At 70.5% G+C, this 16541-nt stretch carries 9 protein-coding genes; 4 read left to right on the forward strand and 5 right to left on the reverse strand.

All coding sequences use genetic code 11. The annotated features are described in order from the left end of the window. A partial coding sequence (locus G4D87_RS17620; protein ID WP_163783231.1) for a glycogen/starch/alpha-glucan phosphorylase occupies positions 1–2487 on the forward strand: 2487 nt, incomplete at its 5' end. A 68-nt stretch (positions 2488–2555) separates the two neighbouring features. Then, positions 2556–2912, forward strand: coding sequence for a YybH family protein (locus G4D87_RS39445; RefSeq protein ID WP_275902288.1), 357 nt, complete (start codon positions 2556–2558; stop codon positions 2910–2912). Here the strand turns inward: G4D87_RS39445 and G4D87_RS17630 are convergent. Continuing rightward, positions 2794–3066 (reverse strand): hypothetical protein, encoded by a 273-nt coding sequence (locus G4D87_RS17630; protein ID WP_163783238.1) that lies wholly within the window; start codon positions 3064–3066, stop codon positions 2794–2796. The two genes, G4D87_RS39445 and G4D87_RS17630, sit on opposite strands and share 119 nt — an antisense overlap. 246 nt (positions 3067–3312) lie before the next feature. On the opposite strand from G4D87_RS17630, the gene G4D87_RS17635 reads away from it, so the two are divergent. Then, on the forward strand, positions 3313–4383 hold the full coding sequence (locus G4D87_RS17635) for a lipase secretion chaperone (protein WP_163783232.1): 1071 nt from the start codon (positions 3313–3315) through the stop codon (positions 4381–4383). Positions 4384–4398: 15 nt separating this feature from the next. On the opposite strand, the gene G4D87_RS17640 is transcribed toward G4D87_RS17635, so the two are convergent. From G4D87_RS17640 to G4D87_RS17650, 3 genes are all read right to left on the reverse strand, one after another. Further along, on the reverse strand, positions 4399–6351 hold the full coding sequence (locus G4D87_RS17640; RefSeq protein ID WP_163783233.1) for a M3 family metallopeptidase: 1953 nt from the start codon (positions 6349–6351) through the stop codon (positions 4399–4401). 156 nt (positions 6352–6507) lie between these two features. Next, positions 6508–12072: a lamin tail domain-containing protein gene (locus G4D87_RS17645; RefSeq protein ID WP_163783234.1), complete on the reverse strand. Its 5565-nt coding sequence runs from the start codon at positions 12070–12072 to the stop codon at positions 6508–6510. 167 nt (positions 12073–12239) lie between these two features. Then, entirely contained in the window at positions 12240–13043 is an 804-nt protein-coding gene (locus G4D87_RS17650; protein ID WP_163783235.1) for an SDR family oxidoreductase, read from the reverse strand. Between the two features lie 118 nt (positions 13044–13161). Between G4D87_RS17650 and G4D87_RS17655 the strand changes: the two genes are divergently transcribed. Further along, complete coding sequence (locus G4D87_RS17655) at positions 13162–15798, forward strand: U32 family peptidase (protein WP_163783236.1); 2637 nt, start codon at positions 13162–13164, stop codon at positions 15796–15798. Between the two features lie 18 nt (positions 15799–15816). Here the strand turns inward: G4D87_RS17655 and G4D87_RS17660 are convergent. Next, the coding region (locus tag G4D87_RS17660; RefSeq protein ID WP_163783237.1) for a chorismate mutase at positions 15817–16541 on the reverse strand (725 nt) is incomplete at its 5' end.

Consider the following 16541-nt stretch of genomic DNA (forward strand, 5'->3'; position numbering starts at 1 on the left):
CAGCAGCAGCCCCGCCCCGCCCAGCCGGCCCAGACCGACGACAGCGGGCGTGTCGGGCACGACGCGGCCAGCCTGCGCCGTTCCTTCCTCGACCACGTGCGCTATTCGCGCGGAAAGAACTACGAGTCCTCCACCCCACATGACCGCTTCATGGCGCTGTCGCTCGCGGTGCGGGACAGGCTGGCGGACCGGTGGGTGAAGACGTCGCGCACGTACTACGAGAAGGACGTCAAGCGCGCCTACTACCTGTCCGCGGAGTACCTGCTGGGTCGGGCCCTGGGAAACAACCTGCTGAACCTGGGGATGTACGAAGCGGCGGCCGAGTCCATGCAGGAGGTGGGGGTGGACCTCACCAACCTGCTGGAGATGGAGCCGGACGCGGGCCTGGGCAACGGCGGCCTGGGCCGCCTGGCCGCGTGTTTCATGGAGTCGCTGGCCACGCTGGCCTACCCCGGCATGGGGTACGGCATCCGCTACGAGTTCGGCATCTTCACGCAGGACATCGTCGACGGGTACCAGGTGGAGCGCGCCGACGAGTGGCTCAAGTTCGGCAACCCGTGGGAAATCGTCCGGCCGGAGAAGGCGGTGCCGGTGCGCTTCTTCGGGCGCGTGGAGCACCACCAGGGGCCGGATGGCCGCCCCGTGGCGCGCTGGGTGGGCGGCAAGACGGTGGTGGGCGTGCCGTATGACACGCCCATCGCCGGGTACCACAACAACACCGTCAACACGCTGCGGCTGTGGCAGGCGCGGGCCTCCGAGGAGTTCGACCTGCTGCTGTTCAACGCGGGCGACTACGAGCGCTCCGTGGTGGAGAAGAACGACTCGGAGGTCATCTCCAAGGTCCTCTACCCCAACGACGCGTTCCAGGCCGGCAAGGAGCTGCGGCTCAAGCAGCAGTACTTCTTCGTCGCGTGCTCCATCGCGGACATCGTCCGGCGCTACCTGAAGAACCACACCGACTTCCGGGACTTCTCCCGCAAGGCGGCCATCCAGCTCAACGACACGCACCCGGCCATTGGCGTGGCGGAGCTGATGCGCGTGCTGGTGGACGAAAAGCGCCTGCTCTGGGACGAGGCGTGGACGATTACCCAGGAGACGTTCGGCTACACCAACCACACGCTGCTGGCCGAGGCGATGGAGCGGTGGCCGGCGACGCTCTTCGAGCGGCTGCTGCCCCGCCACCTGGAAATCATCTACGAAATCAACACGCGCTTCCTGCGGCAGGTGCAGATTCGCTACCCGTACGACCAGGAGAAGATGCAGCGGATGAGCCTGGTGGAGGAAGGGGCGGAGAAGAAGATTCGCATGGCCCACCTCGCCGTCGTCGGCAGCCACAGCGTCAACGGCGTAGCCGCGCTGCACACCGACCTGCTGCGCCGGGACGTGCTGACGGACTTCGCGTCCATGAACCCGGAGCGGTTCAACAACAAGACGAACGGCGTGACGCCGCGCCGCTGGCTGGCGTGGTGCAACCCCCGCCTGTCCAAGCTGATTACGTCCCGCATCGGCGAGGGCTGGGCCACGGACCTGGACAAGCTCACGAAGCTGGAGGCGCACGCGGAGGACCCGGAGTTCCGCAAGGCCTTCCGCGACGTGAAGCGCGCCAACAAGGAGGATCTGGCCCGGCACATCCGGGACTTGCGCTGGGTGCAGCTCAATCCGGACGCCATCTTCGACGTCCAAATCAAGCGCCTGCACGAGTACAAGCGCCAGCTCCTCAACGCGCTGCACATCGTCGCGCTGTGGATGAAGGCGCGCAGGGACCCGTCCACCATCATCCACCCGCGGGCGTTCATCTTCGGCGCCAAGGCGGCGCCGGGCTACCACCTGGCGAAGCTGACCATCCGGCTCATCAACGGCATCGCCGAGGTGGTGAACAGTGACGCGGGCACCACGGGGCTGCAGGTGGTGTTCGCCCCCAACTACCGGGTGAGCCTGGCCGAGCGCATCATCCCCGCCGCCGACGTGTCCGAGCAGATCTCCACCGCGGGCATGGAGGCGTCCGGCACCGGCAACATGAAGCTGATGCTCAACGGCGCGCTGACGCTGGGCACGCTGGACGGCGCCAACGTGGAGATTCGCGACGCGGTGGGTGATGAGAACTTCTTCCTCTTCGGCCTCACGGCGGACGAGGTGATTGCCCGCAAGCGCGAGGGCTACCGCCCGCGCGACGTGTACAGCCAGCATCAGGAACTGCGCGAGGCGCTGGACCTCATCTCCACCGGCTTCTTCTCCCCGGAGGACAAGCACCTCTTCAAGCCGCTGGTGGACAGCCTCCTGGAGGAGGATCGCTACCTCATGCTGGCGGACTTCCCGTCGTACATGGCGAAGCAGGAGGAGGTCGCGCACGCCTACAAGGACGCGGACGGCTGGGCGCGCAAGTGCATCATCAACGTGGCGCGCGGCGGCATCTTCTCCTCGGACCGGACCATCAAGCAGTACGCCGAGGAGATCTGGCGCATCCAGCAGACGCCGGTGGAGCCGTGAGCACAGGGCCCGCGGCTCCTCCCCTCCCGGCCGGTGACGACGCCGGCCGACGGGCGCTGGAAGTGGCCGTGCGGGCCTTCACCGACGCCTTCAACCGCGACGACCTGGACGCGGTGATGGCGTACTTCACGCCAGACGCCCTGTACGAGACGTATGACGGGAAGCAGTGCCGGGGCCTCGCGCAGGTGCGTGAGGCCTTCGAGGCGCAGTTTCGCGGTGACTTCGGGCGCATCCGCTTCCTCACCGAAGACATGGTGGTGGATGCGCCCGCGGGCAAGGTGGCCTTGAGGTCAGGCCGGGACGGGCTCAGCGGCTCCAGCAGGCGCCGTAAGCCGTCCGTCCGCAGATGCTGTTCGCCACGCTCTGACACTGGCCGTAGGCGACGCCACCGACGAAGGTCCACTCGGACGTGCTGGTGCACTTGAAGGTACACACGGCGCCCGGAGCGTAGCCCTCACAGATGGCCTGCTCCGCCGTGGTCAGCGTCGAACCGTCAGCATCCTCCAACTCCGGCCCGCCGCACGCGCTGACGAGGAATCCGAGCGAAACGCTGGCAAACAAGGTCATCGCCTTCTTCATGGTGTCTTCCCCTTTTTGAATGCCAGACATGAGGCCTGGCCCGAAGGGTCATACACTGACATTAAGTCGAATAATCAGTATTACCTTAAAAAGCTAAGTATCCTACGAATTCGCCGTGCACCCGCGTTGTATGGGAAACATCCGTCGTGTCCTCGGCGCTTCAGCGGACATCCGAGCCCTGTTGTGCCGCGCGAGGGACCGGAGTGCGATTGGCATTGGAGCCGCCACGTCCGAGGACCCGGCGGCATGCGCCTGCAAGCCAACCGAGTGCTGGGGACGAGTGCCGCCATCCTGGGCCTGCTCGTGGGATGGCGACTCATCCCCATGGGACAGACGTCTGGCGTGCCTCCCGCCCCCAGCACCGCGAGTGCCCAGGGCCGCGGCCTTCCTGCACCCGTGGGCGCCCCGGTGCGCCTTCCGCCCATCCCAGGCGCCGTCAACGCAGCCGCCCCAGCGGCGGAGCCCCTGGACGTGGAGTGGGAGGTGCTGCGCCTCTCACTGCTCGAGCGCTTCGGCTCGCGGCTGCATGAGCCGTCCGTCCAGCTCCGGATGCTGGAGCAGCTCATGCGGTATTTCCAGACGCGCTCGCCGGGCCGGTGGCGAGAGGAGCTCCAGGCGTTTCTTCGCAAGGCCTTTCCCGGGCAGTACGAAGCGCTGGCCGCCCTGCTGCGCGACCGCCTGGACTACGAGAAGTGGGTGAAGGACAACGACGCCTACCTGCGAGGGCTGGACGCGAAGCAGCGGCGTGCCGCCGTCTGGGATGCGCGCAACCGGCTCTTCGGGCAGGAGACGGCGCAGCGCCTCTGGGCCTCGGATCTGAAGCACCAGGCGCTGGTGGACGCGCTCCAGGTGATTGACGCGAGGCAGGACCTGCCCCTCGCGGAGAAGCTGGCTGCCTACAAGGCGCGGCTGGGGGAGGTCTACGGAGACGGGGCACCCGCGCAGCTCGCCCGGCATCCGCAGGAGACGATGAACCGCTTCCTGGCGCTGCCCTCCATCCAAAGCGAGCTGACCGGCATGACACCGGCCGAACGCGCGCGCAGCCTGCGGACCGTGCGCCAGGAGCTGGGGCTGGATGACGAAGCACTGCGGCGCTGGGACGCGCTGGACCAGACGCGGGAGGCCCGCTGGGAGGCGGGCCTCCGGTACATGGCGGAGCGCGCGACCCTGGCACGGACGCTCTCCGGCGAGGCGCTGGAGGCCCGGCTCCAGGAGGTGCGTGCCCGCTACTTCGGCGCCGAGGCGGACGTCATCGCCCAGGAGGAGGCCAGTGGCCTCTTCCGCTTCACGCGCCCCCGGCAGTGGGGGCGCAACTGAAGCGCGGACGGGCCGTCACGCCGCCTGGTTGAGCCACTCCTCGTAGGCGCGGAAGTCGTAGTCGCGCCCCAGGAAGGCATTCACCAGCCGGGCCGCGTCGTCGGAGCCACCCGGCTCCAGCACCGCGCGCCGGTAGGCCTGGGCGGGCTCCGGGGCCAGCAGCCCCTTCTGCTGGAACACCGTGAACAGGTCCTTCGCGATGACGAGCGACCACATGTACGTGTAGTAGTTGGACGAGTACCCGTCGAGGTGGCCGAAGGAGAGGTGGAAGTAGGTGCCCTCCACGTACGGGAAGGGCGTGAACTTCCCCTGGAGCTCGCGCACGAGCGACACCGTGTCCACGCTCTCCGGCTTGCGCCGGTACAGCTCCAGGCTGAGCGCCGCGTAGAACATCTGCTGGCGCACCCACAGCCCCTTGCCGAACTCCTCCGCGCGGCGCATGCGCTCCACCACGTCCGCGGGGATGGGCTCGTTCGTCTGGTGGTGCCTGGCGAAGGTCTGGAGGCTGGCGGTGTCACGCGCCCACTCCTCCAGCATCTGCGACGGCGCCTCCACGAAGTCCCACTCCGTGCGCACGCCAGACACGCCCGCCCAGCGCGTGTGGCCGCCGAAGATGTGGTGCAGCAGGTGGCCGAACTCGTGGAAGAAGGTCTCCACGTCGCTGTGCTGGAGCAGCGCGGGCTCCGCGCCGGGACGGGGGAAGTTGCAGACCAGCACTCCTTCCGGCAGCCGCCGGCCCGACTTCCCGCTGGTCAGCGTGAACTGGGCCGCGTGCTTGTACTTGTCGTCGCGCGGGTGCATGTCCAGGTAGAAGCGCCCGCGCAGCGTGGTGCCCTCGAACACGTCGTAGGCCTCCACGTCCGGGTGCCACACCGGCGCGTCCGCGACGCGGCGGTAGGTGACGCCGAACAGGCGCGCCGTCAGGTCGAGCACGCCCTGCTTCACGCGCGTGTACTCGTAGTAGGGCCGCACCACCTGCGAGTCGAAGGCGTACTGCTCCGCCTTCACGCGGTCCTCCAGGTACGCCTGGTCCCACGGGTTGACGCGCTCGGCGCCGGGCACGTCGCGGCGCTTGCGCTCCAGCAGCGTGGCGTAGTCGCGCTCCATGCGCGCGCCGGACGCGGCGGCGATCTTCTCGATGAAGTCCGAGGCGGCCTGCTCGTCCCGAATCATCTTGTCCTCGGTCGCGTAGGCCGCCCAGTTCCGGTAGCCCAGCAGCGTGGCCAGCTCGTTCCGGCGGGACACCATGCGCTGCAGGACGTCCGCGTTGGCGGGGTGGCCGCGCTGGCGGAAGACGCGCCACATCTGCTCGCGGGCCTGGGCGTCCCGCGAGTACGTCATGAAGGGGACGATGTCCGGGTAGTCCGTGGTGATGCGCACCTTGCCGTCCGGCCCGGGCGGGTGGGCGCGCACGTAGTCGTCGGGCAGGCCCTCCAGCGCGGACGGCGCCAGCGCCTCCGTGCGCGTGTCCTGGCGGATGTTGCGGCTGAACTCCTGGCCAATGCGGACCAGTTCCTCCTGGAGCGCCTTCACCCGGGCGCGAGTGGCGTCATCCCGGTCCACGCCGGCGCGGCGGAACTCGCGCAGCACCTTCTCCATCCACTTGCGCGTGGCGGCGTCCTCGCCGGACAAATCCAGCGCGGCCAGCACGTCATAGACGCCCCGGTCCATCCGGATGTCGTTGCCGAGCGTCTCCAGGGCCTGCTCGGCGGCCTCGGCGGCCTCGCGCATGGCGCCGTCCGGGTGGGCGTGGCGGGCGACGCTGGCGCGGGCCCCCGCGTCGTCCAGCGCGGCCGTGGCCTCGTCGTAGAGCTCCAGGACCTCGCGCGTGACATAGGGGGGACGGAGGGCCTTGAGCTGGGCGATTCCCGCTCGGGCGGCGGCCATGGCCTCCTCACCGGCGCGCGTGAATTCGGCCGGTGGGCAGGTGACGAGGCGGGCGGCGTCGGGGACTTGGCTCTCTGACACAGTCTGCTCCTGGACGTGATGACGGCGAAGGTACGGCCGCAAAGGTAATGCGCCGGACGCCGGGGAGCAGCAGGGATTGGCGGCGGAAATGCGAGAGGCCGCCCGGCGCATGCACGCCCGGCGGCCTCCGTGAGAAACGCGGTGCCTCCAGCCCGGCTACGGCTGTTCCGTCGGGCTCAGTGAGTTCTGTGGCTGACGGACGGCCCGGGTGACGAAGTCCGCGCCGTTGTCGTCAGAGTCCCAGCCGTTGCCGAAGGACGCGTCAGCGCCGCCCTCCGCCATGGTGGCGGCGGTCGAGGTGTCCAGGGCCTTCCGCTCCAGGCTGCCGCCCGTCGCGGGGTGAGCGGGCGCCGCGGTGCCTTCGGGCGAGTTCCCGGTGCCCCACGCCACCTTGTCCACCGCCACGTCACTGACGTTGTTCGTCAGGCCAGGCCCGATGCGGATGTGACCTCCGCCCGTTATGGAGGCAGAGGCGTCGAACGAATAGGCCAGGTCCCGCGCCACGGAACCGCTGTAGTTGCTGCCCCCCAGGAGGAAGTGCCCATGGGCGCGGATGACCGTCCCGGCGGGAATGGTGACGGTGCCGGCGTAAGCGCCTCCCGTCGCGGACTTGTACTGCACCTGCCAGTTGCTGATGTCCACGTCGGTGTCCGTCGGGTTGTAGAGCTCGATGAACTCATCGGTCGCCGCGGTCCCGGTTCCGTTGCCGCCGCTCACCTCGCTGATGACGACGTGGTTGGCCACGGGAGGCGGCGACACCACCGTCACCGTGCCGTAGTTGCCCGTGCTCGCCTCCGCGACGACGCCGTCCTGGTCGCAGTACACCCACGCCTGGGCCGCCTCGGGTCCCTGGGTGAAGCGGTAGCGGAAGCCGTAGATGTAGCTGCCCGGCGCCGCGATGTTCAGCGGGGCCACCAGCTCATCGTTGTTGCCCGACGTGGCGTAACCCGCGTTCGGCTGCGCCGGCACCCACGTCCACGACTCCGGCGAGGCCGCGTCGGCTCCGTAGCCCAGCTCCGCCACGAGGTGCGGGAAGCCGTCGTTGCCGTTCGTGTTCCGGGTGCTCACCTGGGGCTCGTAGAACTGGCTGTAGACAGCCTCCGGCTGGCCCGCCTGGATGGGCGTGGCGAAGGACTTCGGATACTGGATGGCGCAGTAGTCCACCGGGCCGGTGAGTTCCACGCCGCAGGACGCGTTGGCGCCGCCCGGTGTGCCCTGTCCGCCGCCCGAAAGCGGCGCCTCTGAGTCACACCAGTACCAGGCGTGCTGGCTGGCCCGAGTCCCCACCACCACGGACGACAGGTTCATCGAGCGCCCCGTCGTCTGCGGGAAGGACGCCGAGTACGCCACGTCATCCACCACGGTGGCACCCATCTCGACGAAGAGGTGCCCCGAATGGCCAAGCTCGAAGAGCGTGCTCCCGTAGCCGTACTGGGCCGCCACGCCGCCGTTGGTGGCCGCCTCCGTGTTGTTCGCGAGGACGAAGGTGCCTCGCCCCGAAACGATGAGCGGCCGGTCACCAGTCGTCAGCACGCTGAAGTCCGTCTCACCGCCCACGCCATCGTCGAAGCGGATGCGCAGGTTCGCCACGTCCCGCGGTCCGTCGACGGTGCTGGTCAGCTCGATGTACTCGGTGGTGTTCGCATCCGGGCGATGCATCACCTCGCTGATGACCAGCTCGCCCGCAGCAGGCGCCGGCGCCGTGGCACAGGTGCCCTCGAAGCAGACGCCATCCTGTCCCGGGCAGACCTCCGAGGTGGGCGTGTACTCGCACTCCGCCAGGCCCGCCGTCACCACACACGCCTCCGCGTAGGTGACACGCTGCACGCCATCCTCATCACACTCCGGCGCGCGCGGCGTGCAGACGACATCGCCGCAGGGCCCCGGCACCTCGATGGAGACGAAAGCCACGGTGCTGCCGTTGTTCGCGCCGTCGAAGACGCGGAGCCCGAAGTACCCGGTGGCCGCCTGGGACGGAGGCAGGGCGTGAATCACTTCCTCCGCCTGACCCGGCGCCCGTGGCGCCGCCGTGGGCACCTCGCTGCCCAGCGCGAAGCTCTGCGCGTCCATGGGCCCGGCGCTGTAGCGCAGCTCGTAGCGCGCGGCGTTGCCCAGGTCGCCGTTGTCGCCCGTGGCCAGCCACGTCAGGCGGACCGTCGTGTTGTCCACCAGGCTGGCGCTCAGCACGGGCTCGGCGGGCGCGATGTCGTCGGTGATGGTGACCATCGTATCGACGGAGGGCAGCGACGGCCCCTCCGTGGTCGCCGAGAGGACGAAGGTGCCCGCCTGGTCCACCGTGAGGTCGGTGAAGACGGCCACGCCCGCCACCGGCGCCACCGTCAACGTGCCGCCCAGCGTCACCCCCGGCGCACTCACCAACTGGAGCGTCACCGACGGCGCCGTGACATTCGACACATTGCCGAACCCATCCTGCAGCGCCACCCGCGTCTCGGACAGTGGCGCCAGGACGCTGCCCGGCTCCGGAGCAGCGACGAACACGAGCTGCACGGGCTCGCCCGCCTCCACGGTGAAGTCATACGTGCCGGCCACCGCGGCATCGACATCCGTGAACGTCACCGACTGCGCACCCGCCGCCTCGAAGGTGATGGTGAAGGTGTGCACGCCCTGGTCCGCCTCGGTGTACGTGTACGTCGACAACGGCGCGGCGTCCGGGTCCGTGGACGTGGGCTCCACCGCTCCGTCGTACTCCGTCAGGACGTTGCCGAAGCGGTCCTGCGCGGAGACGGCGAAGGACTGGGGCTCGCCCGCCACAATGGGCTCCGTCGGCCCCACGACGGACAACGCCGCGAGGAGTCCGGGCTGCACCGTCACAGTGGCAGTCCCTGTCAGCGTCGCCGTCAGGGTGTCCGTGACGACGAGCTGACCGCTGCCCACCGCGGCGAACGTCACGTTGAAGAGGCGCTGGCCAGCGTCCGACTCGGTGAAGGTGTAGTCCGAAGGCACAGTGGCCTGGGCGTCCCCCGGAATCTCGAAGTGGACGGTGCCCCGGTAACCCGAGGCGAGGTTGCCGTGTGCATCCCGCACCGACACGGTGGCCGCCACGGGCTCGCCCGCGAGAGTCGTCACGGCGGCCAGCTCCACCGTCAACTGCGCGGCGGGGCCAGACAGGACCTGGGTGCTCACCGTCGCCGTCAGCCCCGCGTTGCCCGCATCCCGCACCGTCACCGAGCGCGCCCCAGCGGTCACCAGCGTCACCGGGAACGTGTGCTGCCCCGCGTCCTGCCCGGGAACGAAGGTGTAGTCCGTGGGCAGCGTCGCCTCCGGGTCATCCGACTCGAAGTGCACCGTGCCCGTGTAGCCCGTGACGATGTTGCCGAAGCCGTCTCGCGCGGTGACGGTGAGGCTCTGCGCCTCGCCGGCCGCCACCTCCGAGGGGAGCGCGCTCAACGTCAACTCGGCGGCAGCCCCCGTGCTCACCTCCACCTCGAGCGTGTCGGTCAGCGCTGACAGCGCCGTGTCCGCCACGGTGACGCTCTGGGCGCCGGCGGTCAGCAGCCTCACGCCGCTGAAGGTCCGCTGCCCCGCATCCGCCGCGGTGAACGTGTGGTCGCCCGGCAGCTCCGCCTCGGCGTCTGTGGACGTGAAGCGCACCGCGCCGGTGTAGCCCGTGGCCACGTTGTCGAAGGCGTCATGGGCCGTCACCACCACGCTGCCCTCGGCGCCCGCGGCCACCGGTGAGACCAGCCCCGTGAGCGCCAGTCGGACGGCGTCGCCCGGCGCGATGGTGAAGGCATCGCTGGGCTCCGGGGCCAGGCCCGTGGCCGACGCGATGAAGCGGTGCGTGCCCGCCTGCTCCACCACCACGCCCGAGAAGGTCGCCACGCCCGCGACCGCCGCCACCTGCAACGGCGTGAAGCCGGGCGCATCCTCCAGCGTGAGCGTCACTGGCGACGTGGCCGTGGTGACGACCTGTCCGTCGTCATCCAACAACGAGACGCGGAGGTCCGGCTGCGTGTCGCCCGCGTCACCATCCACGGGCTGCTGGGAGAAGACGAGCCGCGCGACGCCCTGCACCTGCGTCTGCACCATCAAGCTGGCGGAGCGGACCGCGTTGCCCTGGTTGTCCGCCACGCGCAGCGCGACGTGGTAGTTCGTGCCAGGCTGAAGGCCCGTGAGGACAGCGGCCTCCTGCGTGCCAGCCTCCGCGGGCTCGCCCAGGCCGGCCACCGGCGTCGCCTGGTTGAAGTCCGCGTCCGTCTCAATGGGGCTCAGCGAGTAATGCAGGGCCTGCGACGCGGCCCGCCCCTGGTCGCCGTCATCACCCACGGCCGTCCAGGACACCGTGACGCTGTCGGGCGTGGCCGCGGTCGCGGCGAGGACAGGGATGGCGGGGTCCACGTCATCGATGATGTCGATGTCCGTGCTCGTGGCGGGTGTCAGTCCCTCCGCGGTGGCCTGGAGCTGGTAGCGGCCCTCCGTCTCCACGTGCACGTTGGAGAACGACGCCAGCCCCTCCACGGGCGCCACCTCGGTGACACCGCGCAAGGGCACGCCGCCCGCAGACACCAGGGACAGCGTCACCGAGGGCGCGCCCACGGGCGTCCGGTTGCCATGCGCGTCCTGGAGCACCACCTCCACGGCGGTCAGCGCGGCGCGCACGGACGCATGCGAGGGCACGCGCGCGAAGGCCAGCGCCGCGGTCCGGTCCGCCGTGACGCGCACGTCCTGGCGCCCCGCCAAACCCGCCTGCGCGGCGTCCTGCACGTCGACGCGCTGAGTGCCCGCCCGCCGCAGGGTGATGCCCGTGAAGCGGAAGCGGCCCGCGTTCGCCTCCGTGAAGGTGTGCCCGCCCGGCAGCGTGGCCGTGGCGTCCGAGGACTGCACGCTCAGCGTGCCGCGATAGCCACTGGCGACGTTGCCGAACGCGTCACGCACCGTCACCTCCGCATCATGCGAGGAGCCCGCGATGGCGTTCGGCGGCAGCCCCGTCACCTCGACGGTGGCGGCGGCGGCCGGCGTCACGTCGAACGAAGGGCTGACGGCGCCCTCGACGCCGGTCGCCTCGGCCTTGAGCTGATAGCCCAGGCCCGCGCGCGTCAGCACCACTTCCTGGAAGCGGGCGACGCCGTCCACGGCCTGAGCCCGGAGCGTGCCTCCCAGGGAAGCCCCACCCGGGCCGGCGGCCAGCGAGAGCGTCACCTCGCCCGTGATGGACGGAACCGGCCGGCCGTCGGCGTCCTGGAACTCGACGTCCAGTCCACCGATGGGTGCACCGGCCCGGGCCGACAGCGAGGACGCCGCGAAGGCCAGCCGCGAGGCCCGCGGCACGGTGAAGCCGACGACGGGACGCGAGCCCAGCACCACCGCGCCGCCCTCGGCATCCACCGAGGCCGTCACCCGCTTCGAGCCGCCTCGCGTGGACACCACGGACGCGGTCGCCACGCCCTGGGCGTTCGTCCGGTCCGCCGGCTGCGTCACGGTGTTCCCCTCGCCGGAGACCTCCACCCGCACCGTGCGGCCCTCCATGGGCGAGCCGTCCTTCTGCCGCACCGTCACGGTGATGGTGACCGGGTCCACGCCGTCCGCCAGCACCTGCTCCACCCGGTCCACCTGCACCGTGGAGAGCGCCGCGTCGGGCAGGGACTTCGCTGGCGGCGGGAGCGGCGGCGTGGCGCTGTCACCACACCCCACCAGCACAACGCCGAGGCACAGCACGCCCAACCCCAGCAACCGGGTGAGCGCGAGAGGACAACGGGACATGAGCGGCTCCGGGAACGAACGGACCCCGCACGGAAGAGAGCACTCGCGAGGTCCCAGTGCCTTCTACCAGACAAGTCCCTTCACCAAGTAGACCCCCACCAGAGCTTTGCATCCCGGGTGGAACCCCACGGGGCTGTCGTGACCCATGTCCCGTCAGACGCGGCCCATCACATGCCGAGCGCGGCCATGAGCGCGCCGCCGCCCAGCAGGGACTGGCCGCCGTCGCAGACCATGATGGAGCCGGTGATGTAGGACGAGCCTTCCGAAGCCAGGAAGAGCGCGAGCTGGGCGATGTCCTGCTTCTTCCCGAAGCGCTGGAGCGGCAGGGCCTGGGCGAGCTTGTCGCGGCCCTCGTCGCTGGGCGCGAGCCGGCGCATGCCCTCCGTGTCGTCGATGGGGCCGGGGGTAATCGAGTTGACGCGCACGCCGGAGCCCCCCCATTCAATTGCCAGCACGCGGGTGAGCATGTCCACGCCGGCCTTGGCGGCACAGACGTGGGCCTGCATGGCCATGGGGAGATAGGCCTGGGGCGCGGAGATGTTGATGAGGGACGCGCCCGGCTTGCGCAGGTGTTCGAAGGCGGCGCGGCTGATGTTGAAGGTGCCCAGCACGTCGATGTCCATGACGGCCTTGAAGCCGTTGGAGGACATGCCCAGCGCGGGCGCGGGGAAGTTGCCGGCGGCGCCGCACACGACGACGTCCAGCTCACCGTAGGCCTCGCGCACCGTCTGGAGGGCCTTCTCCACCGCGGCGAAGTCCCGGACGTCGGCGGCCACGCCCATGGCGGTGCCGTGCGCCTGAAGCCCCTTCACCGCGGCCTCGAGCTTCTCCACGTTGCGGCCGTTGATGGCCACCTTGGCGCCCGCCTTCACGAAGGCCTCGGCGATGCCGAGGTTGATGCCACTGCTGCCGCCAGAAATGAACGCCACCTTGCCCGCGAGCAGCCCGTCCCGGAACACGCCATCAGCCATTTGGACCCGTCTCCTGTGGAAGCAACCGGGCGGGGACTTGAACAAACCTGCCGCACTGCGTCCATGACGTTCGCCGGGCCGACAGCGGAACCGGGGGCCGTATGTTAGAGGTCGCGCCATGACCCGCCGCCGCCCCGAAATCCTCGCCCCCGCGGGGGACCTCGACTCGATGAAGGCCGCGCTCGCCAGTGGCGCGGACGCCATCTATTTCGGGCTGGACGAAGGGTTCAACGCACGCGCACGCGCGGAGAATTTCTCGCTCGCCACCCTGCCCGGGACGTTGGCGCTCGTGCACCGCGCCGGGGCTCGCGCCTATCTGACGCTGAACACCCTGGTCTTCGAGCCCGAGCTCCCGGTGGTGGAGGACATCCTGCGCCGCATCGCCGAGGCCGGCGTGGACGCGCTCATCGTCCAGGACCCCGCGATTGCGCTGGTGGCGCGCGCGGTGTGTCCGCAAATGGAGGTTCATGCCTCCACGCAGATGACGATTTCGAGCGCGGAGGGCGCGCGCTTCGCCAAGGGCCTGGGCGCCACGCGCGTGGTGGTGCCGCGCGAGCTGTCCGTGGCGGAGATTCGCCGGCTGGCGTCGGAGACGGACGTGGAGCTGGAGGTCTTCATCCACGGCGCGCTCTGCATGTCGTGGAGCGGCCAGTGCCTCACCAGCGAGGCGTGGGGTGGACGCTCCGCCAACCGCGGCCAGTGCGCGCAGTCGTGCCGGCTCCCCTACGACCTGGTGGTGGATGGCCAGACGCGGGAGCTGGGGGACGTGCAGTACCTGCTCAGCCCCAAGGACCTCGCGGGGGTGATGGCGGTGCCGCAGCTGGTGGAGATTGGCGTCCACTCGCTGAAGATTGAGGGCCGGCAGAAGGGGCCGCAGTACGTCGCCACGGCGGTGCAGGGCTACCGGCGCTGGGTGGATGGCGTGTCCGCGGGGACGCCGGACACGGGCGCGCTGCGCAAGGATTTGGCGGACATGACGCTGTCGTACAGCCGGGGCTTCTCGCACGGCTTCTTCGCGGGCTCGGACCACCAGACGCTGGTGGAGGGGCGCTTCCCGAAGCACCGGGGCGCGTACCTGGGCCGCGTGGAGTCCGTGCACGGCCGGGACGTGCGCGTGGTGGACGACGTGGAGGGACGTCCGTGGACGGGCGGGCTGGGCCAGGACGAAGCGCACGTGCGCGCGGCTGCGCCCGTGGGCAAGGTGTCCTCTCCGCTGGAGACGGAGACACCGGTGGCGGCCGAGGTGTCGCCCCGCCCCGGCATGGGCGTGGTGTTCGACGACGGGCACCCCGAAGACAAGCACGAGCCCGGCGGCCCGCTGTTCCGCGTGGAGCGCAAGGGCCGCGGCTGGGTGCTGGGCTTCGGCAATCCCGGTCCGGACCTGGGACGGGTGAAGCCGGGCCAGCGCGTCTGGATGACGAGCGACCCGTCCCTGGCGAAGCGCACGGAGGAGCTGCTGGGGCGCGGCGAGCCCGAAGGCCGCGTGCCCCTGGAGCTGACCGTGACAGGCGCCGCGGGGTCGCCGCTCACGGTGCTGGGCCGGGCGCGCGGTGGGCACGTCTCCAAGGTGTCCAGTGAGGTCGCGCTGGCCGAGGCGCGCGCGGGCGGCATCGACGAAGCCCTGCTGCGCGACAAGCTGGCGGCGCTGGGCGGGACGCCTTTCACGCTGGCAGGGCTGGAGACGTCCGGGCTGGCGGCGGGGCTGCACCTGCCGGTGTCGGAGCTGAAGGCGCTGCGTCGCCGGCTGGTGGCGGAGCTGTCGGACGCCGTGGCGCGCGGTCCGGTGCGGACCGTGAACGCGGGCTCCACGCTGGAGCCCCTGCGCGCGTCGCTGCGTGAGCGCGTGCGGCCAGCGCCCCGGGCGGTGGAGGACGTGCGCTTGCTGCCGCTGTGCCGCACGGACGAGCAGCTCGAAGCGGTGATTGCCGCGGGCCTCCCCGAGGTGGAGCTGGACTGGATGGAGCTGGTGGGACTGCAGCGCGCGGTGGAGCGTGCGCGCGCGGCGGGGCTGCGCGTGACGATTGCCACGGTGCGCGTGCAGAAGCCGGGCGAGGAAGGCTACGACGCGCGCATCGCGAAGCTGAAGCCGGACGCGGTGCTGGTGCGGCACTGGGGCGCGATGATGCACTTCCTGGAGCGGCCTCCCGCGCCCGGGGAGACGCGCCCTGCCCTGCACGCGGACTTCTCGCTCAACGTCACCAACTCCGTGACGGCGCTGCACCTGCTCGGGCTCGGGCTGGACACGCTGACCTTCGCCCATGACCTGGACGCGGTGCAGCTCGGGGCCATGCTGGAGCACCTGCCCGCGGAGCGCTTCACGGTGACGGTGCATCACCACATCTCCACGTTCCACACCGAGCACTGCGTGTATTCCCACACGCTGTCTCACGGCCGTGACTACCGGAGCTGTGGACGGCCGTGCGAGCAGCACCGCGTGTCCCTGAGAGATCACAAGGGGCTGGAGCATCCGGTGGTGGTGGACGTGGGGTGCCGGAACACGGTGTTCAACGCGCAGGCGCAGAGCGCGGCGTCGCTGGTGCCGTCGCTGCTCGCGCGGGGCGTGCGGCGCTTCCGGGTGGAGTTCGTGCGCGAGTCTCGCGAGGAGGCTTCGCGCGTGCTCTCCGCGTACCAGGAGCTGCTGGCGGGCCGAATCTCCCCCGCCGAAGCAGTGCGCCGCGCGGCGGTGCATGAGCAGTTCGGTGTGACGAAGGGCACGATGAAGGTGCTCAACCCCACCTCCACCGCGCAGCGCTGACGCGGAGGCCCGCCGCGCTCAGCGGGAGCGCGAGGACACGGCGCGGCGTGAGAAGCGCAGGACGGCGCGGAAGACATCCTCCGTGGCGTCCGCGTCCATCCCCTGCGCCTCGGCCCACTGGCGCCGGGTCTCCAGCAGGCTCGCCTCGCGCTCCGCGTCTGGCAGCGGGAGTCCGTGCTCGGACTTCAGGTGGGCGGCTTGCTGGATGAGCTGGGCACGACGATTCAGGAACTGCACCAGTTCCTGGTCCAACGCATCCACGCGCTCCCGGACCTCCGTCAACCCGGGCGGCGCGGCGACAAGCTCCGGCGCGCCCGAGCGCCCTGAGTCACAGCCCAGGTGGAGCTGCGTGAGGGCGTCCAGCAACCGCACCCGCGCGTCCCGCGCGTAGGGGTTCTCCGACTGCACGACGCCGAAGAGGTGGGGCACCTCCAGCCGTGCGTACTCCTCCAAGCGGGCCACCGGCTGGAAGCTGGGCGGCGCGAAGGGCAGGTCCTTTCCGGCCTCCGCCTTGAGCAGTCCGTGGGCGAGGAAGAAGGTGAGCACGTGGGTGCGCGCCATCAGCGCGTCGTGCGCATCCGGCGACAGCTCCGTCACCTCGCAGCCGATGCGCTCGAACAGCGCACGGGCCTTGCGCACGGCCTCCGGGTGCAGCTCATTCGGACACACCACCGTCCGGCGCGGCAGGTCGCCCCTGGCCAGGCTGGCCGGACCGAACAGCGGATGCGTGCCCGCCCAGGGGA

This window comes from Myxococcus vastator, from assembly GCF_010894475.1.
Lineage (GTDB): Bacteria > Myxococcota > Myxococcia > Myxococcales > Myxococcaceae > Myxococcus > Myxococcus vastator.

Bases quoted from the DNA above. Each gene is read 5' to 3' on its own strand.
- G4D87_RS17635 (WP_163783232.1), top strand. From the start codon at position 3,313: ATGCGCCTGCAAGCCAACCGAGTGCTGGGGACGAGTGCCGCCATCCTG.
- G4D87_RS17630 (WP_163783238.1), bottom strand. From the start codon at position 3,066: ATGAAGAAGGCGATGACCTTGTTTGCCAGCGTTTCGCTCGGATTCCTC.
- G4D87_RS17650 (WP_163783235.1), bottom strand. From the start codon at position 13,043: ATGGCTGATGGCGTGTTCCGGGACGGGCTGCTCGCGGGCAAGGTGGCG.
- G4D87_RS17655 (WP_163783236.1), top strand. From the start codon at position 13,162: ATGACCCGCCGCCGCCCCGAAATCCTCGCCCCCGCGGGGGACCTCGAC.
- G4D87_RS17645 (WP_163783234.1), bottom strand. From the start codon at position 12,072: ATGTCCCGTTGTCCTCTCGCGCTCACCCGGTTGCTGGGGTTGGGCGTG.